Consider the following 23,068-nt stretch of genomic DNA (forward strand, 5'->3'; position numbering starts at 1 on the left):
GAGCCGGCGGACTGTTCGGCGGTGTGGGCGGAGCCGCCTGATGCGCCGTCGGCACCGTTGGCGAACATGCTCGAGCCGCCCGCTCCGCCGCTGGCAAATGCTCCGCCGGTTCCGCCCTGGCCCCCGGCGCCGCCGTTGATGCTGCCGAACCCGCCGGTGCCGCCGGCGCCGCCCACGGCGAACAGGCCACCGGCACCGCCAGTGCCGCCGACGCCGCCGGTCGCGCCGCTTTGACCGCCGGTTCCCCCGGCACCGCCTGCACCGCCGAACAGGCCGCCGGCGCCGCCGTTGCCTCCCGCCGAACCGGCGGTTCCGCCGGTGCCGCCGGCTCCGCCCACACCGCCGAACAGTCCGCCGGCTCCCCCGTTCCCACCGGCCTGCGCGCCGCCACCGGACCCGCCGGCCCCGCCATTGCCGAACAGCCAGCCGGCGTCGCCCCCGTTCGCCCCGGTCCCCGGTGCGCCGTTGGCGCCGTTGCCGAAGAGGGGGCGTCCGGTCAGGAACAGGCTGGGAGCATTGACGACGTTGAGGAATTCCTGCTCGAGGGCCTGCAGTGGATTCGCGGCGGCGGCTTCGGCCCCGGCGTACTGGGCGGCCCCGCCGCTGAGCAGCCCAACGAATTGCTGGTGGAAGGATTCCACCTGGGTACTGAGCTCTTGGTAGGCGTGCCCGTGTGCGCCGAAAAGGGCGGCGATGTTCGCCGAAACCTCGTCGGCCGCGGCGGCCAACACGTTCGACGTCGGTCCGAAGGTGGCGGCATTGGCCGCCCTGATTGTCGAGCCGAGGCCCGCGAGATTTTCCGCCGCCGCCGCGACGTATTCCGGTGTGGCAATCACATACGACATAGCGAACCCCCAGTTAGTCGGGCTTTTCTGGGGTCAGTGTGCGCCGGTTGTACCGCCGGATTGATCGGGAGAATTCCCTATGTTTGCGGCAGTCGTGCCCGCAGCCGGGCCGCGGCTTGGGTGCGATTGTCCACGCCGAGCTTGGCCAGGATTGCCGCGACGTGGTGTCCGGCGGTCTTCGGGCTGATGCTCAGCTTCGCCGCGATCTCGGCGTCGCTGTCACCGGCCGACAGCAACGCCAACACCTCACGTTCGCGGCGCGTCAACCCATGCGGATCGGATAGCGTGTCGGCGCGTCGACCGCGCCGGCTCGAGCCGCGCATTTCCGCCAACCGCTGCTGGGCCCGCCGGGCCGCCGCGCGCGCACCGAGGTGACGGAACGTGGCCAGCGCCGACTCCACCGCCCCGACGTCCCCGCCGAGCTCCGCGATGGCGGCATCGTACGGGCAGCCAAGGTCTCGCCAGGCCCGCGCGGCGGCGTGCCAGTCACCGCTGACTTCCAGCTGAAAGGGCGTCATCGGCTCGTCGCGTTCGATGGGCATCGCCGCGGACCCCGGCAGCTTCGCCCACCGGCGCAGCTGCCAGAGCAGCCACGGATTGCGGTCGTCGCCCATCTGGACCAACGCGATGCGCGCGACGGAGCGGGCGGTGTCGTCATCACCGGCCAACCACGCGGCTTCGGCCCGGGCAGCCCAGACCGGGAAAAACCGCTGCTGGTCGAGCTCCGAACTTGATTCGATGTCGTCGAGCAGCGAGTCGACCGGTTGGTTGCCACAGCGGGCGTTGACCAGCGCCAGGGCTATCCGAGGTGCGAGCAGGTTCACCAGAGTCAGCCCGGGGCGGCTGAGCAGGTCTTCCGCGCGGGCTTTGACGCGAGTCCACTCCCCCCGGTGCAGCCCGACCAGAGCGTCCGCGCCGCCGGCGATGCCCTCGAACAAGTAGATGCCGTGGTCACGGCAATATGCGACGGTTTCGGCGGTGAAGCGGTCAGCCCGATCGGGGTTGTAATGCATCGCCGCGATGTAACCGGTGACCGCACCGAGAAAGGCGGCCGTCTCGCCGCGGGTGTCCTTGGCCATTGCATCCAGCCAGACCGCTTCCAGCTCTTCCCAGCCCGTGTCGGTCCGCACCACCTCCGCCAGCGCCATGTACCCACGCGCGCGCAGCACCACCGCGTCGTCACCGAGCTGGTCGCCGACGGCGATCGCCCGCCTGGCGTAGTCGGCGCACGCCGGGTCGAAGTTCCACAGACCCTGCTCGGCCATGTTCACCAGCGACCACGCCAGCGCGGGGCACGCATCGCCGCCTTCCAGCAGTAGCAGCGAAGCCCGCCCCGCAGCAGCGCACTCCCGGACGCGGCCCAAGCCCCACAACCCGTGGGACAGCCAGCGCAGGTCGTCACCTTCTCGCAGCCGATCGCCGAGCTCACCACGAAGCTGGATCGCCGCGCCCCACGACGTCACCGCATCCTCACCCCGCCCGGACAGATAACAGGCCTCCGCGTGCTGCTCGAGCCAGGCCGCCCGCTGCCCAGGAGTAACGGTGTCGGCATGCCGCAGTGCCAGCGCGTACAGATCCGCGGCCTGCTGATGGGCTCCCAAGTCCGCGGCGCGTTCCGCCCCAGCCACTCCGTACCGGATCACGGCGGTCGCATCACCCACCTGGTTGGCATGAAAAGCCAGTGTTGCCAATGTGTTCGGGTCGATTGGCGGTTGCGCCAGGGCGTTCAGCGCGCGGATGTGCAGAGTCCTGCGCTGATGGTCGGGAATCTGGAGCAGCGTCGCGCGCCGGGCAAGTTCGTGGCGAAACCCGATCGCGTCCCATTCACTGCGCAGGACTCCGGCGTCCAGGCATTCGGCCAGGCCCGTGCCGGCGGCCGGGCAGACTTCGTCCAGCAGGCTCGGATCTACCCGCGGGCCGCAGACGGCCACCGCGTGCGCGGTGTCGCGGGCATCGGGCGACAGTCGGCCGAGTCGTCCCCATACCGCCTCGGTGATGTTGCGCGGCAATGTATTTCGGTGTAGCGCCTGAGGTCCGGCCGCCAGCACTTCGGTGGCATAGAACGGATTGCCGCCGGTGAGCTGGTGCAGTTGATCGGCTTTGACACCGCTGTCGGCGGCCAGTATCGCGACCGCCTCGCGGCTGAGCGGCTTCAGGCCGATCCGGCTGATTGCGGCACAGGTCGCTATGTCGCCCAAGGCGATTGACAGCGGGTGCTGCCGGTCGAGCTCATCATCGCGATACGACAGCACCAGCAGCAGCGGCAGTGAATCGATTCGGCGGGCAACAAAACGCACCAGATCAAGCGTGGCGCCGTCGGCCCAGTGGCAGTCCTCAATCACCCAGACCCAGTGGTGTCCGTCGCGCAACACGGTCAGCAGTCGCCGGTACAGCGCCGCGGTGTCGCCGGATTCGATCGCCGCGTCCAGCGCCCGAGCGGCCCGGGGACCGACCCCGGTCAGTGCGTCCAGCAGCGGGCCCAACGGCCGCGGGGCGGTCAGCGGGTCACACCAACCGCGCAGCACGGTCAGGCCGGCATCCAGACCGGCATCCAGACCGGCAGTGAAACGGGTGATCACGGCGGTCTTGCCGACCCCGGCCTCACCGCGCAGTAGCACCACCCGGCCCGTTCCCCGTCGCGTCGCGCGCGTCAGAGCGCTGAGCTGGCTCAGCACCGCCTTCCGCTCCAGCAAACGCTCCATGCGCGCACCTTACGGACCGTGCGGCCGGGCTGCGGCCGCTAATCGATGTGCAGAATCTGTGAGTTCGGCGCCGAAATGCTGTGCCGCTATTGGAGGACGAAATCCGTGACGACAGCGGCCATGTCGTCGATGGCGCTACGGGCGATGACCTCGAAACCATGGGTGCTCAGGGTGGGTAGGCACAGCAGGCCCGCGCGCGGCGTGAGGCCGGCGCTCTTGGCGTGTGAAGCATCGGATTCGAAGGCCCCCAGCACCGCCGCTTGCGGGGCGAGCCCACGGTCGCGGGCGATCTTCATCAGGCGGTCGGCGACACCCTTGTCGTAGACACATTGCGCGTCGCTGTAGCCGACGATCGGGCCGCCTGCGACGCTGGTGGCGTACTCCTGCTCCGTCGGGCCGACCTCCAGAGCCAGGGTGAGTGTGCCGGGCAGCGTAACGCTGGCGTAGGAACCGCCGATCCCGCCCACCTCTTCGCTCGTGGTGAAGACGAGGAACAGATCCTCGGCGGGGCGTCGGTCGCCGTCGTGCAGCAGTCGCGCAACCTTGAGTAGCGCGGTCACCGCGGCGCGGTCGTCGAGGAAGTAGGAGCCGACGTAGTCGCCGATTTCGACCAGGGTTCGCTTGCTGCGATGGACGCAGACCCGGGTGCCGGGCTGGATGCCGGCGGCCGTTAATTCGTCCGGACTGCGGCCGGTGAACACGTACACGTGCTGCCAATCCAAAGCCCGGTCACCCTGATCCGGTTTGGTCTCCCAGATCCGCGTGCTCTCCTTGGTGGTGTGCTCCGAGCCGAGGGTGAGCACCGCGGTGAGGACGTCGTGGTCGCCGAGCACCGCGACCGGGCCCAGCCCGAAGTTGCCCGGATACATCACGCCCAGCTGGGTCAGGTGCAGCGTGCCGTCGGACTCGACCCGCTTGACCAGCATGGACAACTCGTCCAGGTGCGCCATGACCCGCGTCCCCGCGCCCGGCCCGCCGGCCGGGTTCCACCGGTACCCTGCCGGCGCGTCGCTGTCCTCGCCCGCGTGTTCGCCCCGGATGTAGCCGATGAGGTTTCCCGCGTCGTCGGTCCACATGTCGTCGACGAACGGACGCAGTTCACGGGCACAGACCGCGCGCACCTCGTCTTCCTGGCCGCAGGGACCATAGGTCCACAGCAGTTCCTGCAGTAGGGCGTCGGTCGAGTCCGGTGTCGGTGTCATGGAATCCTCTCCGCGACCGAGCGCTCAGAATGCGTAGCGCACCCGGCAGGTCGGCAGCTTGACCGCAAGCAGATCGGTGAGCTCCTGTACCCACCGGCCCTTCCAAGGACTCTTGTACCGCACATTCCACTGACCACTCTGGCTGCGCTTGAGCTGCTGCAGGTCGGGGCGCCACAACAATTCTTCCGCCTTGGGGTGCCAACCGAGATTGACCTCGTGCAAGCCCTCGTTATGGGTCAGGAAAATGATCTCGGCCGCCAGCTGCCGCTTGGTGCGCTCGTTGGTGCCGTCGGCGATCTGCTGGAGAAGTTCGGCCCAGTCCTCCTGCCAGCCTTCGTGGACGATGACCGGGCTGAAGTTCAGGTGCACCTCGAAGCCGGCCTCGACGAAGGCGTCTAACGCGGCGATCCGGTCGGCCACCTTCGACGTGCGGATGTCGACCAGGCGCGATGTCTCCTGGGGCATCAGGCTGAACCGTACCCGGGTGCCGCCGCGGGGGTCGTAGTCGAGCAGGTCCCGGTTGACGAATTTGGTCGCGAAGCTGGCCTTGGCGTTGGGAATCCGCGCGAAGAGGTCGACGAGATCGCGGACGTTGTCCGACACCATCGCGTCCACCGAGCAGTCGCTGTTCTCACCGATGTCGTACACCCAGTCGACCGGGTCGCACTGGTTGGGCTCGGGCTTCACGCCCTGGCGGGCGGCGTGCCGCTCGAGGTACCCGGCGATCTTGTCGATGTTGGCGAACACCGTGATGGGGTTGGCGTAACCCTTGCGGCGCGGCACGTAGCAGTACGAGCAGGCCATTGCACAGCCGTTCGCCGTCGACGGCGCGATCCAGTCGCTCGATCGCTCGTTGCGGCGGGCCGACAGACTCTTCTTCTCCCCCAGCACCAGCGTCTCCCGCTTGATGCGGACCCAGTCCTCCACATTGCCTTCGTTGCCGTACAGGCCCGGTATCGCCTGGTGTGAAGCGACCTCGATGCGCTCGGCGTCCGGGAATCGGTCGAGAACCGCGCGGCCGCGGTCGAACCGCTCGATGCCAGGTTCGTGGTAGATGCGTTTGATGTCGAGCAGGCGGTCGGCCAACTCAACCGGCCGCCGTTCGCGAGTTTCGTGGTCTGGAAGCGTCGCAGTCATTGCCCCGTCCAACGGACGCGCGTCCGGTGGGGTTCCCGCCGCGGACCGGTCGCTGCGCGCCGATCGGCTACCTTCGAGGACATGTCTGAACTCTCTGGAACCGACCGTATTGATGACGTCTCCCCCGGCGATGTCATCGCGCTGGACCGCGGCAAGGGCGAAGGGTCCTACAAGGTGGTGTTCAAGGACGCGGCCAGCGGCGGCTTCATCGTCACGCTCGAGGGAGACGAGGGCGAGACCTTCCAGATTGAGTTGGCGGCCGGGACCACGGTGAAACGGTCGCTGGCGTCGAAGTGGGAATCCGCGCAAAGTCCGACGGCGAACAGCCGGCACCACTGAAACCGGCGTGGGCGGGCGCCGCAAAATCAGTTCGAGGAAAATGCCGCAATTCGCGTTAGGCTCTGCGACGTCAGGGTCACATCGCGGATCGGGAGCCCACCATGAAACACGACGACGAGGACTTTGATCTGAAGAAGGCGCGTCAAGACGCTCAACGGCTGCGCGGCTTCTCCGCCTTCGAGAAGTTTTCGGACGGTGACCTCGAACGCTTGGTGCGGGCGGCCCATCACAGTTCGCAGTCGGTGCCCTGGCCGCTCATTCGGGAGCAGACCCCGTCGGACGCGTGCTACATCCTGCTCAGCGGTGAGGCCGGGGTGTACGTCGGCGACGACCGCGTTGCGGTGGTCGGGCCGGGTGAGGTGATCGGCGAATCCGCGCTGCGGCAAGGGAAATTGCGCTCCGCGACCGTGACCACCATCGGGCCGGCCGAGATGTTGCGCATCGAGCGCGACGACCTGGCCCGGCTGCTCAGTGAGATACCGGCGCTGCGCGAGACCATGGAAGCGACCGCGGCCCGCCACGTGTCGGAGGCCCCGCCGCCGAGGCCCAAGCCGACCCGTTCGCGGGTGAATGCGTCCATCCCGACCGAGATCGTCGAGCAGTTCGAGCGAGCCGCCGATGACGCCGGGATCGATGCGGCGACGGCGCTCGAGGACGCGCTGTCGCAGTGGATCGAGCAGCACACCACCGCGCAGTCCGCGCGCTGAATACCGCTAGGCCTCCCGCTCGGCGATGAGCTCGGCGAGCGCCAGGATGCGCTGCGCTTCGCGCACGTGCAGGCTTTCGATCATGCGCCCGTCGACGGTGATCACGCTGTTGCCGAGCGCTCGGGCTTCGTCGTAGGCCGACACCACCTTGCGGGCGTGCGCGACCTCCTCCTCCGAGGGTCCGAACACGTCGTTGGCCGGACCGATCTGGGACGGATGGATGAGCGACTTGCCGTCGAAACCCATCTCGCGGCCCTGGCGAGCCTCCGCCCGGAAACCCGCGTCGTCGGTGATGTCGTTGTAGACGCCGTCCAGGATGACCTTCCCGGCCGCACGCGCCCCCAGGACCGCCAGCGCCAGGGCGGGTACCACGGGGGCACGTCCGGGTAGGTGGACCGCGTGCAGTTCGTTCACCAGGTCGTTGGTGCCGATCACCAGCACCGCCAATCGTTCGCTGGCCGAGACGATCTCGTCCACCCGAAGGAAGGCGCGGGGTGTCTCGATCATCGCCCACAGCTGCATAGCGTCGGGCGCGCCGAGCCGGTCGAGCGCGCCGGTCAGCGCCGTGACCTGTTCGCCGGTCTCGACCTTGGGCACCAGCACTCCGTGGGCGCCCGAATCGGCCGCGGCGACGAGATCATCGTCGTGCCACTCGGTCCCCAGCCCGTTGATGCGCACCACCACCTCGCGGGGTCCGTAGCTGCCCGAGGACACGGCGTCGCGCACCTGGGTCCGGGATTCCGCTTTTGAGTCCGGTCCCACGGCGTCCTCGAGGTCGAAGATCAACACGTCCGCCGGCAGCGCCTTGGCTTTCTCCAGGGCCCGGGGCTTGTTGCCCGGCAAATAGAGCGCGGATCGGCGGGGACGCACTGTCGGTGCCATGCGGTCGATCACTTTCTGTCGGGTTGCCGGTCGGGTGGCGAACGTCGCGTTCCCGGCTGCGGGGCGCCGGTGTTGGGTTACCCCCGGAAGTGGGCACCCCACGTCTATGACCAATGTTCCGACAGTCACTCTCAACGACGGAAACGCGATCCCGCAGCTGGGCTTCGGTGTCTTTCAGATTGAACCCGATCAGACCGCCGCCGCGGTGCGCGCCGCGCTCGAAGTGGGTTATCGCCACATCGACACCGCGCAAATGTATGGCAACGAAAAGGAAGTGGGACAAGGCATCCGCGATGCCGGCGTCGACCGCGCCGACGTCTACATCACCAGCAAACTCAACAACGGCTCCCACCGGCCCGACGACGCGCGCCGGGCGTTCGACGAGACACTATCCGCGCTGGGTTCGGATTACGTCGACCTCTTCCTGATCCACTGGCCACTCCCAACGCTGTACGACGGGGATTTCATCTCGACGTGGAACGCGCTCGAAGAGTTCGCCCGCGACGGACGCGCCCGCAGCATCGGCGTCTCCAACTTCCAGCCCGACCACCTCGATCGGCTCGCCGAGGGCTCCCAGATCGTGCCCGCTGTCAATCAGATCGAGGTGCACCCCTACCTCACCAATGAGCGGGTCAGGGCCTACAACAGGGAACACGGAATCGCGACCGAGGCGTGGTCGCCCATCGCTCAGGGGAAGGTGCTCGACGACGAGGTCATCACCCGGATCGCGGGAAAGCTGGGTAAGACTCCGGCGCAGGTGGTGCTGCGCTGGCACATTCAGCGCGGCGACATCGTGTTTCCGAAGTCGGTGTCACCCGACCGGGTGAAGTCCAACTTCGAGGTCTTCGACTTCGACCTGGCCGACGACGACGTGGCTTCCATCACCGAGCTGGACCGGGGCGAGAACGGCCGCACCGGCGCCCACCCGGACACCTTCGACTACATCCCGGACTGACGCCGGGCTCAGTGGTGCGGGCCCTCCGCCGGCGGCCAGGGGGCACCGGGTGACGCGTCGCCGGGTTCGGCATGGTCGCCGCGGGCCAACGGCACCCACTGTTCGGTCGGGGCGGGCTGTTTGGACGACGGGAAGTCGCGCAGCTTGCCCGACGGCTTGGCGTCCCATTTGGCGAACGTCAGCGGCGTCTGCAGCCAGCAGTGCAGCAGGTTGTACGTCGCCTCCAGCGAACTCATGTGGGTTCGCTCCCAGCCGTGGCTGCCGTCCAGGCCGAACCCGACCAGCGCGGCGCGGGTGCCCGCGCCGGCCTCGATGGCCGCCGCGGCGTCGGAGCGGTAATAGCGGAACACGTCACGCGCGTGTGGAATCCCGTGCTCCTCGGCGAGGCGGCAGAGCTTCCTGGTGAGGTGGTAGTCGAACGGGCCGTGCAGGTCGGCCATCGGAATCGTGACGCCGTCCTCGAGGGAGTGCTGGCCGGGCGCACACACGGCGTTGTCCACCGAGATCAGCTCGGCCACGCCGGCGGGCAGGCCGTCACTGGCGCCGTGGCCCACCTCCTCGGTGATGGTCACCATGATCGTGGTGCGATGCGGTAGCACCACCTTGTTCTCGGAAAAGTTCTTGGCCAGGGTCAGCGCGACGGCCACGCCCGCCTTGCCGTCCAGGTGACGGGACACGATGAAGCCGTCGGCGGCGAGTTCGGGGCTGGCGATCAGCGCCACGAAATCACCCACGTGCAGCCCCAGCCGGACCAGGTCCTCCCGCGAGGACACCTTGCGGTCGACGCGGACTTCGACGTGTTCCCAGTCGGTGGGCTGCGTGTCGATCTCGTCGCCGAAGGCGTGCCCGCTGGCCTTGAGCGGCATCACGGTACCGGTGATGAATTCGTCGGGGTCGTCGATGAAGATCCGGACCCGGGCGCCCGCGGCGAACCGCGCGGAGAACGTGCCGACCGGCACCAGCTCGAGGCGGCCGTTGTCCTTCAACCGACGCACCATGCAGCCGATCGTGTCGGCGTGCACGACCAGTGCCCGGTCGGTGGTCTCCGACTTCCCCGCGAGTTCGGCGGTCAACGCTCCGCGGCGGGTCAGCGAGAACGGCACGCCGAAGTCGTCGAACGTGTCGCCGATCAGCTGCATCACCGCGTCGGTACGCCCGGACGGACTGGGCGTCTGCAGCAGTGCGAGCAGCGTGTCGATCATCCACGCGCGATCAGCCTCGGCCATGGCCGCGGTTTCGGGCACCGTGCCTCCTTTTCTTCCCGGGAACGGTGTTCAACTTATCGGGTTAACGGCACCGATTGATCGGGTGGCTGCCGGGGCCGGTGGTGCGGCTCACCCTTTGCGTTCGCGCCATTCCCGCTCGAACGGCAACCGCCACGCGTTGGGGGCGATCAGTTGATGAATGGCGTTCGGGCCCCACGTCCCAGGCTGGTACAGCTTGACCGGCGGCGGGTCGGTGAGTAACTGCTCGGATCGCTCCCACAGCGATTCGATGCCTTCGGCGGTGTTGAACAGCGTGTGATCCCCCCGCATCGCGTCCAGGATCAGCCGTTCGTAGGCCTCGAGCACGTCTTCGGCCGAGTCGGTCTCCTGCGTGGAGAACTGCATGGACAACTTGTCCAGCTTCATACCGGGGCCGGGCCGTTTGCCGTAGAAGGACAACGAGACCTTCGAATTGTCGGCCAGATCGAACGTCAGGTGGTCGGGGCCTTGGGTACCTACCCCCGAACCGGGCGGGAACATCGTTCGGGGCGCTTCCTTGAAGGCGATCGAGATGATGCGGATCCCCTCGGCCATCTTCTTGCCGGTCCGCAGGTAGATCGGTACCCCGGCCCAGCGCCAGTTGTCGATCCCGACCTTCAGCGCGATGAAGGTCTCGGTGTCTGAATCCTTTGCCACGCCCTTCTCCTGGCGGTAACCGGCATATTGGCCGCGCACCACATGGGACGTCTCGACCGGCAGCATGGACCGGAAGACCTTGTTCTTTTCCTCGCTGATGGCGCGCGGCTCGAGCGCCGTCGGCGGCTCCATCACCACGAACGCCATCACCTGGAACAGGTGGGTCACCACCATGTCCTTGTAGGCGCCGGTCTCCTCGTAGAAGTTCGCGCGCTCATCGAGTCCGAGAGCCTCGGGAATGTCGATCTGGATGTGGTCGATGAAGTTGCGGTTCCAGATCGGCTCGAAAAGCCCGTTGGCAAAACGGAACGCCAGGATGTTCTGCGCCGCCTCCTTACCGAGGAAATGGTCGATGCGGAAAATCTGGGATTCGTCGAAGGTTTCGTGCAGGAAGTCGTTGAGGGAAACCGCGCTGTCCAGATCGGTGCCGAACGGCTTCTCCATCACCACCCGGGAGCGGTCGACGAGGTCGGCGTCGCGCAGCATGGTGATGACGGCGCGCGCAGCCTTGGGCGGGACGGACAGGTAATGCAGTCGCCGCACGTTCGTACCCAGATTCTCCTCAGCGCGGGCGACCGCTGCGGCCAGGGCTTCGGGGCCGGCGCCCTGCGGAACGTAGGTGACGATCTTGGCGAAGTTCGCCCATTGTTCGTCGGTCAGCTTGTGCGTGCCGAACGAGTCGATCGCCTTCTTGGCCAGCTCCCGGAAATCGTCGTCGCTGAGGTCTTCCAGCGACGTCGCGACGATCTCGATGTTCGGTGCCAGCTCGGACTGGTCCAAATACGCCAGACCGGGCAGCAGCTTGCGTTTGGCGAGATCGCCGGTGGCGCCGAACAGCACGATGACGTGCGGGTCGAGCGGCTCGGCATCGTTTCGGTGCGGGCGATGGTCGGGAGCGGGATAGGCGATCGTCTGCGGTTTCTTGGAGGGCACCCTCGCGATACTTCCACCGCCCCGCCTGATGTGCACCAGAGTTGCCCGCATCGCATCGGTGTGAACGCCGCGGTTGGCGGGAACGGACGGGTATGGCCCCCAGCGGAACTGATGATCCCCGCACCGAGGCCCGCACTGAGGACAAGGAGCGGGCACCGGATCCCGACGACCCGAGCAAGCCGGAGTCTCCGCACGACCTGACCTGGGCATCCTGGCTTTTCGTGCTGCGCAAGACGGCACGAGAGTTCGTCACCGACCAGTGCACGGATCTGGCCGCGGCCTTGACGTACTACGCGGTGCTGTCGGTGTTTCCGGCGGTGCTGGTGATGGTGTCTCTGCTGGGTGTCTTCGGTGAGGGGCGGCGAACCACCGATGCGTTGCTCAACGCGGCCGGTGATCTGGTGCCGGCCTCGGCGGTCGACCTGTTGCGTCAGCCGATCGAACAGGTCGTCGAGAACCAGTCCGCGGGGTTCGCGCTCGTCTTCAGCATCCTCGCCGCGTTGTGGTCGGCCTCCGGTTATGTCGGCGCGTTCGGGCGGGCGATGAACCGGATCTACGAGGTCGTCGAAGGGCGGCCGATCTGGAAGCTGCGCCCGCTGCAATTGGCGCTCACCCTGGCGGGGCTCGTGCTGGTCGCCGCGGTGGCACTGATGCTGGTGATCAGCGGGCCGGTCACCGACGCGGTCGGGGCGGCGATCGGACTGGGCGAGGCCGCACAGACGCTGTGGACCATCGCGAAATGGCCGGTCATGCTGGTGTTCGTCTCGTTGGCGGTGGCGATCCTCTACTACATCACTCCCAATGTGCAGCAGCCGAAGTTCCGCTGGCTGAGCATCGGCGCGGCCATCGCGATTCTGCTCTGGGCGGTCGCGTCGTTCGGATTCGGTTTCTACGTCAGCAATTTCAGCAGCTACAACAAGACCTACGGCGCGGTCGGCGGGGTCATCGTGTTCCTGCTCTGGCTCTATCTCACCAACCTCGCCCTGCTGTTCGGCGCGGAGCTCGACGCCGAGCTGGAGCGCGGCCGGCAGTTGCAGGCGGGGATCGCGGCCGAACGGCAACTCAAGCTGCCGCCCAAGGACACCCGCGCCGTCGAGAAGAACGAGGCGGCCGAGGAGAAGGACATCAAGCGCGGGCGGTGGCTGCGCCGCACCCGGGGGCGGCGAGGCTAGCCCTGGTTCAGGAGCGGCCCGCCGCCGCGTCGATCGCTCGGTAGATGCGCTGCTCGCTGACCGGGCGTGGGGTGCCGAGTTGTTGGGCCCACAGGCTCACCCGCAGTTCCTCGATCTGGCGGCCGATATCACGGACGTCGGCGGCCGCGGCCCGGGCCGACGGCAGGGTGTGCACGAGGTCCTCATAGGCGCGCTGGACCGCGTGCACTCGTTGCATCCGTTCCCGGTCGGCCGCGAGCGCATGCGGCAGCCGCTCGAGGCGCCGTTGGATCGCGGTCAGGTAGCGGGCGAGGTCGTCGAGGTGCCCCCGCCCGGTGCCGGTGACGAACCCCGGTGGCAACAGCCGGTCGAGCTGGGCCCGGATGTCGGCGATCGCCTGCGCCTGCGCCTGTGGCGGCTGGGTGGGTAGCAGCAGCTCTACCTCCCGCGTGGCGGCCAGCACCCGTTCGCTGCGGCCCACCAGGTCCATCGTCGTGGACACCAAAGCCTGCCCGACGCGATCGCGCAACGCCGCGAACTCCGCACCCGTCCACACCGGTTCGGGCACCAGCGCGTCGGTGGCGGCGTCGGCGCAGTCGTTCAGCAGCGCGGCCAGGGATCCGTCCGGGTTGCTCCCCAGCGTCAACCGAGTGCGCGGATCAAGTTGCCGTTCAACGCTTTTGATGGGTGAGGGCACGCTCAACCGGAGCAGTCGCCGCAGTCCCGGCCGCATCGCGCTCTGCTGCTCGGCCGGGGTCGCAAACACCCGCAGATCGACGTCGGTCCCCGTGTCAACCAGTGCGGGGTAGCCGCGCACCGCACGCCCGTCCACCGCGCGCTCGACGACCCGCGGCAGTTCCGCGAGATCATCCGGCCAGGTGCGTAATGCGGTCCGTTCCAGCTCGGCTGCGACGGTGCGGGCGACGGCCTGGCGGGCCGGGGCGGCGAGCCGTTCCTGCAGCGCACGCAGGTCCTTGCCGCGAGCCACCTCTTTGCCGTCGGCGGACTCCACGGCAAACGTCACCCGCAGATGTGCGGGCAGCTTGTCCAGGTCGAAGGCCTCAATCGGCACCACAACCCCGGTGCCACGGCGCAATTCGCGCTGCAACGCCTCCAGCAGCGGCTCCTTGTCCGGGTCGATCCGGGCCAGCACCGCGCGTGCGGTGTCGGGTGCCGGAACGAAGTTGCGCCGCAGATCTTTTGGCAGTGAGCGGATCAGCGCGGTCACCAGTTCCTCCCGCAGCGCCGGTACCTGCCAGGCGAATTCGTCACCGCCGAGGCGGGCCAGCACGTCGATCGGGACGTGCACAGTGACGCCGTCATCGGCGGCGCCGGGCTCGAACCGGTAAGTCAACGGCAAGGCGGCGTCACCCGTGCGCCAGGCATCCGGGCGGTCGCTGCCGTCGGGATCCTCGGTGCGCAGCAAGTCGTCCCGGGTGAACGTCAGCAGGTCCGGGGTCTTGTGCCGCTGCTTCTTCCACCAGCCGTCGAAGTGCCGGGCAGAGACGACCTCGGCCGGGATGCGCGCGTCGTACCACGCGAAGATCTCCTCGTCGCCGACCAGTAGGTCGCGGCGGCGCGCCCGCTCTTCCAGCCCCTCGAGTTCGGTGCGCAGCCGGGTGTTGTCGCCGAAGAAGTGGTGCCGGGTGTGCCATTCGCCCTCCACCAGCGCATGCCGGATGAACAAGTCCCGCGCAGCCGCCGGTTCCACCCGCGCGTACCCGACGCGGCGGCGCGCCACCAGCGGCAGGCCGTACAACGAAACACGTTCGAAGGCCATCACTTCCCCGCGCTTAGCGTCCCAGTGCGGCTCGCTGTATGCGCGCTGCACCAGGTCGCCGGCGACCCGCTCGACGATCTCGGGCTGAATGCGGGCGGCGATCCGGCCGTAGAGGCGGCTGGTCTCCACCAGGTCCGCGACGACCACCCAGCGCGGTGGCTTCTTGGTCAGCACCGAGCCCGGCGCCAGCACGAACCGCGCGTTGCGGGCACCGAGGTATTCGCGCCCGTCCTCGCGGCGCATCCCCACATGAGACAGCAACCCCGCCAGCAGCGCCGCGTGAATCTGAGCGGGTTGGGCCGGCTCGTCGGACTCGACGATGCCCAGGTCGCGGCAAATGCTGCGCAGCTGCCCGACCAGGTCCTGCCATTCGCGGATGCGCAGGTAGTGCAGGAATTCGGTGCGGCACATGCGTCGAAAAGCATTACCGGACAATTCTTTCCGCTGCTCGCGCAGGTAGCGCCACAGGTTCAGGTAGGCGATGAAGTCGGAGTGTTCGTCGGCGAAGCGGGCATGCTTCTGGCGGGCGGCGTCCTCACGGTCGGCCGGCCGTTCCCGCGGGTCGGGGATCGTCAATGCCGCTGCCAGCACCAGCATTTCGCGCACGCAGTCCTCGGTCTCGGCCTGCAGGATCATCCGGCCCAGCCGGGGGTCGACGGGCAGCCGGGCCAGCCGCCGGCCCAGTTCGGTGATCGCGCCGTGCTGGTCGAACGCGCCGAGTTCCTGCAGCAGTTGGACGCCGTCGCGCACGCTGCGCCGGTCCGGCGGGTCGAGGAACGGGAAATTCTCGATGTCACCGAGTTGCAGCGCGGCCATCTGCAGCAGCACCGCGGCCAAGTTGGTCCGCAGTATTTCCGGTTCGGTGTAGCGCGGCCGGGCGGTGTGATCCTCCTCGGAATACAGCCGGATGCACACCCCGGGCGCCACCCGACCGCAGCGACCGGCCCGCTGGGCGGCCGATGCCTGCGAGATCGGCTCGATCGGCAGCCGTTGCACCTTCAGTCGCCGGCTGTAGCGTGAGATGCGGGCATTGCCCGGGTCCACCACGTAGCGGATCCCGGGCACCGTCAGCGATGTCTCCGCCACGTTGGTGGCCAGCACGACGCGTCGCCCGGTATGGGGCGCGAACACCTTCTGCTGCTCGGCGGTCGGCAGCCGGGCGTAGAGCGGCAGCACCTCGGTAGGTATCGGCCCGCTCCGCAATCCACCCAAAGCCTCTGCAGTATCGCGGATTTCGCGTTCGCCGGATAGGAACACCAGGACGTCGCCGGGCGGTTCGGAGCGCAGTTCCTCGATGGCGTCGACGATCGCCTCGACCTCGTCGCGGGTTTCGGTGCGCACGATCTCCCGGTCGGGGTCGTCGGGATCGTCGTCCGGGCCCGCCGCGACGGGCACTTCCAACGGCCGGTAGCGGATCTGCACCGGATAGGCCCGCCCGGACACTTCCACGATCGGCGCCCCACCGAAGTGCGCCGCGAATCGCTGCGGCTCGATGGTCGCCGAGGTGACGATCACCTTGAGGTCCGGGCGGCGCGGCAGCAATTCGCGCAAGTAGCCAAGCAGGAAGTCGATGTTGAGGCTGCGCTCGTGCGCCTCGTCGAGGATCAGGGTGTCGTAGCGCAGCAACCGCCGGTCGCGCTGGATCTCGGCGAGCAGGATGCCGTCGGTCATCAGCTTGACCAGGGTCCGGTCGCTCACCTGGTCGGTGAACCGGACCGTGTAGCCGACCACGTCACCGAGCGGGGTGCGCAGTTCGTCGGCGATGCGCTGGGCGACCGTGCGGGCCGCCAGCCGCCGCGGCTGGGTGTGCCCGATGGTGCCCCGCACCCCCCGGCCGACGTCGAGACAGATCTTGGGTAGCTGAGTTGTCTTGCCCGAGCCGGTTTCGCCCGCGACGACCACCACTTGGTTCTGTTGTATCGCCGCAGCGATCTCCTCGCGGCGCTCGCTGACCGGCAGGTCGGGGTAGGTGATTGTCGGGACGGCGGCCCGACGGTTGGCGACCAGGGTCTGTGCGGCGGCGATCTGGTCGGCCAGCTGTTGCAGCTTTGCCGGGTTACCGCCGCGCATGTTCTGCAGGCGTCGGCGCAGCCGGGTGGCGTCGCGGACGGTCACGTCGCCGAGGCGGCTGCGCAACTCCGCGAGGGTCAGTTCGGCCACTCGGGCCAGGATAGGCGGCGGACCGAACGTCCGCGCCCTGCCCGCTACGTTGGTGGCATGGCACCGAAATTCGCGACCGCCGACGCGGTGAGCCAATCCGAGTTGCTGGATTTCATCCGGCCGCGACACCGCATGCTGCTCACCACGTTTCGCGCCGACGGGTCGCCGCAGAGTTCGCCGGTGACCGGCGGTGTCGACGCGCAAGGCAGGCTGGTGATCGCGAGTTACCCGCAGCGCGCCAAGAGCGTGAACATCCGGCGCACACCGGAAGCCAGCGTCGTGGTGCTGTCCGATGATTTCAACGGCCCCTACGTGCAGGTCGACGGTGCCGCCGAAGTGATCGACGTGCCCGAGGCGATTGAGCCGCTGGTCGACTATTACCGCGCGATCGCCGGTGAGCACCCGGACTGGCAGGACTATCGGCGCGCGATGGCAGACCAGGGCAAATGCCTGATCCGGGTGACACCGCGCCGCTGGGGACCCGTGGCGACCGGCGGATTTCCGCCGCCGGCGAGCTGAGCCGTTATCCGGCCGGCGGGATCAGCGGGGGCCGGCAGGTGTTGGTGCCGGGATCCCACCAGAAGCCGTTGTCGCATGCCAGCGGTTGCGGTCCCACCCCAAGCGGGCGGCACACATTCGCGGTGGGGTCCCACCATTCGCCCGCCGCGCAGTTGAGCGGCTGCGGTCCCACGCCCAGGGGGCGGCACACCTTGCCGGTCGGATCCCACCATTCGCCGTCGGCGCAGTCGGCGTGACTCACTCCCGGCGACACGGCGGTGATGACCGCCATCGGCGCCAAAACCATGGCCGCGACGGCCATCAGACGGCAAACGACTGACCACATGGCACACCTCGCTTCGTGCAACGGTTCATGCAACCTAGGGCGCTAGCGCACTGCTATATCTTGCCCTCCGGGGCAGATCCCAAACTCAGCAACCGCAGGAACCCGACCGGCTCGGCAAATCCCTTCAGCGCGACCGTTTCCCGGCGCGCCGGCACACCGGCCAGGAGCCGTTGCACCGCCGGATCGGCGGCTACGGCCTCGGACAGCACGATGTCCTCGCCCTCGCTCTGGCCCTGCAACCGCGCGGCCATGTTCACCGTCGAGCCGAAGTAGTCCAGGCGGTCGTTCAGCGTGACGACCACGCTCGGTCCCGCGTGCACACCCACCTTCAGCACCAAATCCTCGCCGCCATGTGCCGACGACGCGATCCGGTCCTGCATGGCCAGCGCCGCGCGCACCGCTTGCGCGGGATCGTTGAACGACGCCATCACCGCGTCCCCGATCGTCTTGACCACCGCGCCGTCGTGTTCACGCACGATCATCGCCAGCAGGGTGAAGTGCTCGCGCACCAGGTTGTAGGCGGCGGCATCACCGACCCGTTCGTACAGCGCCGTCGAGCCGCGCAGGTCGGTGAACAACAGCGTCACCTGGCTGACGCCGGCGTCGTCCCCCGGGCGCAGCGTCGCCTCGGCGAACATGTCGCGAAAAGCCTGCAGCGAGATCACTTCCGGGGCGCTCAGGGTGTCCCGCGTCCAGGTGCGGTTCTCTACCACCGCGGCCAGCTCGAAGCCGGCGTCGTTGACGAAGGTCACGGTTCCCGGCTCGCCGGTGACGGGCAGCAGCTCCACCCCCGACTCGGTGATGCACAAGCCCGGGAAGGATCCGGACTCGTAGTCGACGTCGACGACGTCACCGGGATGCAGGGTGCGCAGCCGGTAGGAACCGGGCGGCAGGTCGATGGCGACCGTGCGCTGCTCCCCCGGGCTGAGCAACACCTGAATCGCCACATGCGGTGTGGCCAGCGGGCCGGACAGGCAGAAGTTCCCCATGGGCAGCGGGCGCACCGCCGGTGCCGGGGCAAACGTCAGCTCCACGTTGCGCTCGAAGTCGCGTTCGTAGTCGATGTTGCACGACGAACAGTGCGCGCCCCGGGGCAGGTCGGCGAGCGTGGTGACGCTGGCCTGGGCGCCACGGCAGTTGGGGCACAGCACATCCCATTTCATATTGAGCAGACCGGCCTTGACCCCGGAGAAGCAGGCTTCAGCCGCGGCGCGCGGTGGCACGCCGAAATCCCTGGCCAGGCTCTTGGGCCGCAGCCGGGCCAGATCGGCGGCCATGCCGCGCAGGACGAGGTCGGCAAGCGGGCCACCGAGTCCGTTTCCGTACGGGTTGCGGTCGATTTCGCGCGTCATCGCGGTGGCCCGCTCACGCGCGCCGAAGGGCAGTTTCGGCTCCGGGACGACGAACGGGGTGAGGCGCTCCGCGTCCCGGTCGCCGCGTGCGAAGGCGACCGCCTCCAGGATGCGCTTGGCCGCGTTCTCCCCTGCCTGGGTCGCCAGACGCGCACCGAACATCCGGCCCGTCAAGCTCAGCGGTTCCCATTCCAGCGCGTAGCTGACCCGGGAGCCGCCCTGACCGTCGGGTTCGAGGTCGAAGACCGGCCCGAAACGACGGAACGGGCCCTTGCTGAACACCCGGGAGTGGCTGAAGTGCCGGCCGGTGACCCAGTTGTAGGGCTTCTCCTCCCATTCCAGCGCGAAGCCGGCGGCCTTCCCCCGGCCTGTGCGCAACACCGTGCCGTTGGGTTGCGGCGTCTCCTCGAGGGTGTACGGCGGCAGGCCGAGCGCTTCGTTGAGCCGATTGGTGTCGGCCAGCAACGGCCAGAGTTGCTCCGGCGGAAGATCGAATGTCCAGGTCCAGGTGCGGCGCATCGCTTGCGACTGTAACCCTCGGCGGCTGGGTAGGGACACGGCCAAATTAGAACGGATACATTTAAGTATATAATACTTGACTGTATACAATACATCGATGTAGCTTATGCAGTGGGCACGCCCCGCCTCGATTCCCCCACCCAGGCGAGAGACCTCGATGACACTGCACAGCACGCCTACGACCGAATGGTTTTCCGTGGTAGACAGCAGATTGGCACCGCAAACCCGTGAGTTGATCCGGCAGGGAGCCTGGATCGCTCTGAACCCCAGCCCGGAATGGCTCGCCGAACTCGACCGGGCCACGGTGGCCGCAAACCCCGCCCTCGCCGGCGACCCCACCCTGGCCGTGGCGGTCAGCTCGTCCAACAGGGCAACCCTGGTGCACTTCGCCACCAGTCACCTGCGTGACCCGGGTGCCCCCGTCACCGCGTATCTGGGCCCCGAACCGCTGCGCATGGCACGGGTCCTGGTGCGCCGTGGGCTCGGGGCGTCCGTGCACGACGTCTTCCGCATCGGCCAGAACGTCGCGCTACAACGGTGGATGGACATCGTCTTCGACCTCACCTCGACGCCGCACGAGTTGCACGAGTTGCTCAATCTGGTCGCCAAGTCGGCCAGTGACTTCGTGGACGCCACCCTGGCCGGCATCACCAGGCAGATGAAGTTGGAGCACACCGAGCTGGCCCAGGGGGCGCTCATCGAACGCCGGAAGATTGTGGAGTTCATCCTTGCCCGCGAGTCGATGAACCACAAGCGCGCCGAGGCCCGGCTCGGCTATTCCCTCGCCGGATCGCATACGGCAGCGGTGATTTGGTGCGACGAGTCCGACGACGAATACCGCATGTTGGATCGAACCACCGCCGCGGTGTGCCACGCCGTTGGATCTGCGCAACCACTCACCGTATTGGCCGCCGAGGCGACCCGGTGGGTGTGGTTCAAAGACGTCAGCGATATCGACAGCGATCAGGTTCGCCCGGTGCTCGACGAAACGCCCAAGCTACGCATAGCAATTGGGACCAGCGCTCGCGGTGTGGAAGGTTTCCGGCGCAGCCATCAACAGGCCCTCGCCGCACAGCACATGATGGTCCGGCTGCGGTCACGACAACAGGTCGCGTTCTTCGACGACGTGCAAATGGTTGCGTTGCTCACGCAAAAGCCGGACTACGCAGACGATTTCATCACCAGCACCCTGGGCGCATTTGCGTCGGCCGGCTCGGTGCTGCGGGACACCCTGCTGACCTACATCAACGAGCAATGCAACGCTGCCCGGGCCGCCCAACAGCTCTACATTCACCGCAACACGCTGCTGAGCCGCCTCGACACGGCACAACGGCTACTGCCTCGGCCATTGGACCGCACCACTGTTCGGGTGGCCGTCGCGCTGGAGGCGTTGAAATGGTCTGGTAGTCAAGAACAAGACCTCAGCAACGACACCTTGGCCTGAGGCGACCGTCTTGGCCGCCTCAGGTGGTGCGACCGGCGTATGCCAGGATTCTCGGCATGACTTTGCGCAGCTTGGCACGTTTCGGTGGAGTTCTGATCGTGGCGATGTGGGCGTTGCTGACCGTGCCCATCGCGAGCCCGACCGCCGCGGCCGACCCCTGTTCGGACGTGTCGATCGTGTTCGCCCGCGGCACCCATCAGGAGCCCGGACTCGGCAACGTCGGCCAGGCGTTCGTCGACGACCTCACTTCGCAGATCGCCGGGCGTTCCGTCGAGGTCTACGCGGTGAACTACCCCGCCAACGACGACTACCGGCACAGTGCACCGAGCGGCGCCGATGACGCGAGCGCGCACATTCAAGGCACCGTGGCCAGCTGCCCCAACACCAAGATCGTGCTGGGCGGTTACTCCCAGGGCGCGACCGTGATCAATTTGGCCACCACTGAGATGCCGGCCCCGGTCGCCAACCACGTCGCCGCGGTCGCCTACTTCGGTGAACCGTCCAGCGGGTTCTCCAGCGCGCTGTGGGGCGGACCGCTGCCGGCCATCAGCCCGCTTTACAGCGGGAAGCTGATCAGCCAGTGCGCCCCGGACGACCCGATCTGCACCGGCGGCGGCAACATCATGGCGCACGTGGTTTACATCGAGAACGGCATGACGAACCAGGCCGCCACGTTCGCGGCAAACCGGCTCAAGTAGCTGACGAGCAGACGCGTAAGCCCCCGACACGCTGCGCGTGCGGGGGCTTACGCGTCTGCTCACCGGGCTGGGCCGCACGACTCACGGGGCGAGCAAGCGTCGCTTCTGCTCGGTGAACTCGTCCTGGGTCAGGATGCCCGCGTCGCGCAGCGACGCCAGCTCGCGCAGTTCTGCGGAGATGCTGGTGATTGGCCCACCCGCCGGGACCGGCGCTGTCGCCGCCGACTCCTCGGTCGGCTCGGGCGGTTGCACATCGGTCTTGGTCACCGCGACCCGCTCCCGGGTGCGCGGGCCGGCGCCTCCGCCGCCGACGGTGCCCGCCATCGCCCGGCCGGCCAGGCCGGCGAGCGCCATCTGGCTGAACAGCGTTCCCGCGCCGCTGGCGGAGGTTTCCGCGGCGGCGGCCGCGGTGGTGGCGGTGTTGGTCATAGGCAGCGCCAACGCGGCCAGCCGGGTGGCCGGGGCCGCGGTGGTCCACCCGGGCGGTACCGACAACGTGCCGATCGTCCTGGCCTCGCCAAGGCCGGCAGAGGCGGTCGACCCCACATTGGTGATCACCGGGAACGGTGTCGGCGGCACCGCAGCCGTGCCGGGCCAGCTCTCGACCCCCGCCCAGCCGCTGACGATGTCGTCGGTGTGCAGGCCGACGAAGTACCCGTTGATGTCATAGGGCAGTGCCGCGCCGGCCAGCACCGCGTCGGTGGACAAACCGGCCGTGCCGATGCCTGGGTCGAGGAACAGGCCACTGAGGTCGCCCAGGATGTCCAGGACCTGGATCGGGTCGACCGCGTCGGCGGCCGCCGCCGGCGCGGCCAGGCTGGTCAGCGAGTTCGGCACCGCCGAGAACGCCTGGGCGGCATTGGCGATGCTGCTCTGCGCATTGCCCGCCGCGGTGCCGGCGGCCTGACTGCCCGCCGTGGACTGCGTGGCCGAACCCGCTGGGTCGGTGGTGGCGGCCGGCTCGCTGAACGGCGAGAGCGTGGTGGCTTTGGCTGCGGCGCCGGCATAGCCCTGCATGGCTGCGGTGTCCTGGGCCCACATGTCGGCGTACTGGGTTTCGGTCAGCGCTATCAACGGGGTGTTCTGTCCGAAGAAGTTGGTGGCGACCAGCGTCATCAGCAGCAACCGGTTGGCCGCGACCACCGGGGGCGGTACGGTTTCGGCGAACGCCGTTTCGTAGGCGACGGCCGCGGCGGTGGCCTGCGCGGCCGTCTCCTCGGCCTGCAAGGCGGTGCCTTGCAGCCATGCGACGTAGGGAGCGGCGGCCGCGACCATCGCGGCCGACGACGGGCCGATCCACGGTCCGGCGGTCAAGGTGGAGATCACCGATTGATATGCGCTGGCCGCCGAATACAGCTCGGTCGACACTTCGTCCCAGGCCGCGGCGGCGGCCAGCAGGGACCCCGAGCCGGGCCCGGTGTAGATCCGGGTCGAATTGATCTCCGGTGGCAACAGTGCAAAGTCCATCGCACCCTCTCCGATCGGTCTCGCGGCTGCTAGCCGCCCTGCACGCGGTA

18 protein-coding genes are annotated in these 23,068 nt (G+C 68.2%); 7 read left to right on the plus strand and 11 right to left on the minus strand.

Translation table 11 applies throughout. The features are described 5' to 3' along the window. From A5645_RS23595 to A5645_RS23610, 4 genes are all read right to left on the minus strand, one after another. The coding region (locus tag A5645_RS23595; RefSeq protein ID WP_065131241.1) for a PE family protein at positions 1–845 on the minus strand (845 nt) is incomplete at its 3' end. 77 nt (positions 846–922) lie between these two features. Beyond that, positions 923–3,547 (minus strand): ATP-binding protein, encoded by a 2,625-nt coding sequence (locus A5645_RS23600; RefSeq protein ID WP_081288534.1) that lies wholly within the window; start codon positions 3,545–3,547, stop codon positions 923–925. Positions 3,548–3,633: 86 nt separating this feature from the next. Next, positions 3,634–4,749 (minus strand): M42 family metallopeptidase, encoded by a 1,116-nt coding sequence (locus A5645_RS23605; RefSeq protein WP_065131242.1) that lies wholly within the window; start codon positions 4,747–4,749, stop codon positions 3,634–3,636. A 24-nt stretch (positions 4,750–4,773) separates the two neighbouring features. Then, positions 4,774–5,886 carry a spore photoproduct lyase family protein gene (locus A5645_RS23610; RefSeq protein WP_065131243.1) on the minus strand — a complete coding sequence of 371 codons (1,113 nt, stop codon included), beginning with the start codon at positions 5,884–5,886 and terminating at the stop codon, positions 4,774–4,776. Between the two features lie 81 nt (positions 5,887–5,967). Here A5645_RS23610 and A5645_RS23615 point away from each other — a divergent pair, with 81 nt between their 5' ends. Both A5645_RS23615 and A5645_RS23620 read left to right on the plus strand, forming a co-directional pair. Next, on the plus strand, positions 5,968–6,225 hold the full coding sequence (locus A5645_RS23615) for a hypothetical protein (RefSeq protein WP_065131244.1): 258 nt from the start codon (positions 5,968–5,970) through the stop codon (positions 6,223–6,225). Between the two features lie 101 nt (positions 6,226–6,326). After that, the gene (locus A5645_RS23620) at positions 6,327–6,932 is read left to right on the plus strand and encodes a cyclic nucleotide-binding domain-containing protein (RefSeq protein WP_065131245.1); all 606 of its coding nucleotides are present in this window, start codon (positions 6,327–6,329) and stop codon (positions 6,930–6,932) included. A gap of 6 nt (positions 6,933–6,938) precedes the next feature. Here the strand turns inward: A5645_RS23620 and A5645_RS23625 are convergent, their stop codons facing one another. Next, positions 6,939–7,814 (minus strand): HpcH/HpaI aldolase/citrate lyase family protein, encoded by an 876-nt coding sequence (locus A5645_RS23625; protein ID WP_065131277.1) that lies wholly within the window; start codon positions 7,812–7,814, stop codon positions 6,939–6,941. 106 nt (positions 7,815–7,920) lie between these two features. On the opposite strand from A5645_RS23625, the gene A5645_RS23630 reads away from it, so the two are divergent. Beyond that, positions 7,921–8,769, plus strand: coding sequence for an aldo/keto reductase (locus A5645_RS23630; protein WP_065131246.1), 849 nt, complete (start codon positions 7,921–7,923; stop codon positions 8,767–8,769). A gap of 8 nt (positions 8,770–8,777) precedes the next feature. Here the strand turns inward: A5645_RS23630 and A5645_RS23635 are convergent, their stop codons facing one another. Together A5645_RS23635 and zwf are read right to left on the minus strand one after the other, a co-directional pair. Then, positions 8,778–10,013: an osmoprotectant NAGGN system M42 family peptidase gene (locus tag A5645_RS23635; RefSeq protein WP_065038023.1), complete on the minus strand. Its 1,236-nt coding sequence runs from the start codon at positions 10,011–10,013 to the stop codon at positions 8,778–8,780. A 90-nt stretch (positions 10,014–10,103) separates the two neighbouring features. Continuing rightward, a complete protein-coding gene (zwf, locus tag A5645_RS23640; RefSeq protein WP_065038029.1) occupies positions 10,104–11,603 on the minus strand; it encodes a glucose-6-phosphate dehydrogenase in 1,500 nt (499 codons plus the stop codon). A 92-nt stretch (positions 11,604–11,695) separates the two neighbouring features. On the opposite strand from zwf, the gene A5645_RS23645 reads away from it, so the two are divergent. Next, complete coding sequence (locus A5645_RS23645) at positions 11,696–12,775, plus strand: YihY/virulence factor BrkB family protein (RefSeq protein ID WP_065131247.1); 1,080 nt, start codon at positions 11,696–11,698, stop codon at positions 12,773–12,775. A gap of 7 nt (positions 12,776–12,782) precedes the next feature. Here the strand turns inward: A5645_RS23645 and hrpA are convergent, their stop codons facing one another. Next, complete coding sequence (hrpA, locus tag A5645_RS23650; RefSeq protein WP_065131248.1) at positions 12,783–16,694, minus strand: ATP-dependent RNA helicase HrpA; 3,912 nt, start codon at positions 16,692–16,694, stop codon at positions 12,783–12,785. A gap of 57 nt (positions 16,695–16,751) precedes the next feature. Between hrpA and A5645_RS23655 the strand changes: the two genes are divergently transcribed. Continuing rightward, positions 16,752–17,213, plus strand: coding sequence for a PPOX class F420-dependent oxidoreductase (locus tag A5645_RS23655; RefSeq protein WP_065131249.1), 462 nt, complete (start codon positions 16,752–16,754; stop codon positions 17,211–17,213). 4 nt (positions 17,214–17,217) lie between these two features. Here the strand turns inward: A5645_RS23655 and A5645_RS23660 are convergent, their stop codons facing one another. Continuing rightward, a complete protein-coding gene (locus A5645_RS23660; protein WP_065038327.1) occupies positions 17,218–17,538 on the minus strand; it encodes a hypothetical protein in 321 nt (106 codons plus the stop codon). A 53-nt stretch (positions 17,539–17,591) separates the two neighbouring features. Further along, complete coding sequence (locus tag A5645_RS23665; RefSeq protein ID WP_065038328.1) at positions 17,592–19,409, minus strand: adenylate/guanylate cyclase domain-containing protein; 1,818 nt, start codon at positions 19,407–19,409, stop codon at positions 17,592–17,594. Between the two features lie 196 nt (positions 19,410–19,605). Between A5645_RS23665 and A5645_RS23670 the strand changes: the two genes are divergently transcribed. Then, on the plus strand, positions 19,606–20,853 hold the full coding sequence (locus A5645_RS23670; protein ID WP_216638337.1) for an Rv1453 family transcriptional regulator: 1,248 nt from the start codon (positions 19,606–19,608) through the stop codon (positions 20,851–20,853). A gap of 56 nt (positions 20,854–20,909) precedes the next feature. Next, entirely contained in the window at positions 20,910–21,551 is a 642-nt protein-coding gene (locus A5645_RS23675) for a cutinase family protein (protein ID WP_065038330.1), read from the plus strand. A gap of 81 nt (positions 21,552–21,632) precedes the next feature. Here A5645_RS23675 and A5645_RS23680 read toward each other — a convergent pair whose 3' ends face one another. Further along, positions 21,633–23,018, minus strand: coding sequence for a PPE family protein, SVP subgroup (locus tag A5645_RS23680; RefSeq protein ID WP_065131251.1), 1,386 nt, complete (start codon positions 23,016–23,018; stop codon positions 21,633–21,635). Positions 23,019–23,068: the final 50 nt, after the last annotated feature.

It is taken from the genome of Mycobacterium asiaticum (genome assembly GCF_001673635.1).
Taxonomy (GTDB): domain Bacteria; phylum Actinomycetota; class Actinomycetes; order Mycobacteriales; family Mycobacteriaceae; genus Mycobacterium; species Mycobacterium asiaticum_C.

What these genes read in the sequence shown, in the direction of transcription:
- A5645_RS23660 (WP_065038327.1), bottom strand. Translation starts at nt 17,538, where the DNA reads ATGTGGTCAGTCGTTTGCCGTCTGATGGCCGTCGCGGCCATGGTTTTG.
- A5645_RS23620 (WP_065131245.1), top strand. Translation starts at nt 6,327, where the DNA reads ATGAAACACGACGACGAGGACTTTGATCTGAAGAAGGCGCGTCAAGAC.
- A5645_RS23630 (WP_065131246.1), top strand. Translation starts at nt 7,921, where the DNA reads ATGACCAATGTTCCGACAGTCACTCTCAACGACGGAAACGCGATCCCG.
- A5645_RS23600 (WP_081288534.1), bottom strand. Translation starts at nt 3,547, where the DNA reads ATGGAGCGTTTGCTGGAGCGGAAGGCGGTGCTGAGCCAGCTCAGCGCT.
- A5645_RS23655 (WP_065131249.1), top strand. Translation starts at nt 16,752, where the DNA reads ATGGCACCGAAATTCGCGACCGCCGACGCGGTGAGCCAATCCGAGTTG.
- A5645_RS23675 (WP_065038330.1), top strand. Translation starts at nt 20,910, where the DNA reads ATGACTTTGCGCAGCTTGGCACGTTTCGGTGGAGTTCTGATCGTGGCG.
- A5645_RS23645 (WP_065131247.1), top strand. Translation starts at nt 11,696, where the DNA reads ATGGCCCCCAGCGGAACTGATGATCCCCGCACCGAGGCCCGCACTGAG.
- A5645_RS23605 (WP_065131242.1), bottom strand. Translation starts at nt 4,749, where the DNA reads ATGACACCGACACCGGACTCGACCGACGCCCTACTGCAGGAACTGCTG.
- A5645_RS23610 (WP_065131243.1), bottom strand. Translation starts at nt 5,886, where the DNA reads ATGACTGCGACGCTTCCAGACCACGAAACTCGCGAACGGCGGCCGGTT.
- A5645_RS23680 (WP_065131251.1), bottom strand. Translation starts at nt 23,018, where the DNA reads ATGGACTTTGCACTGTTGCCACCGGAGATCAATTCGACCCGGATCTAC.
- A5645_RS23615 (WP_065131244.1), top strand. Translation starts at nt 5,968, where the DNA reads ATGTCTGAACTCTCTGGAACCGACCGTATTGATGACGTCTCCCCCGGC.
- A5645_RS23625 (WP_065131277.1), bottom strand. Translation starts at nt 7,814, where the DNA reads ATGGCACCGACAGTGCGTCCCCGCCGATCCGCGCTCTATTTGCCGGGC.
- A5645_RS23665 (WP_065038328.1), bottom strand. Translation starts at nt 19,409, where the DNA reads ATGCGCCGCACCTGGACCTGGACATTCGATCTTCCGCCGGAGCAACTC.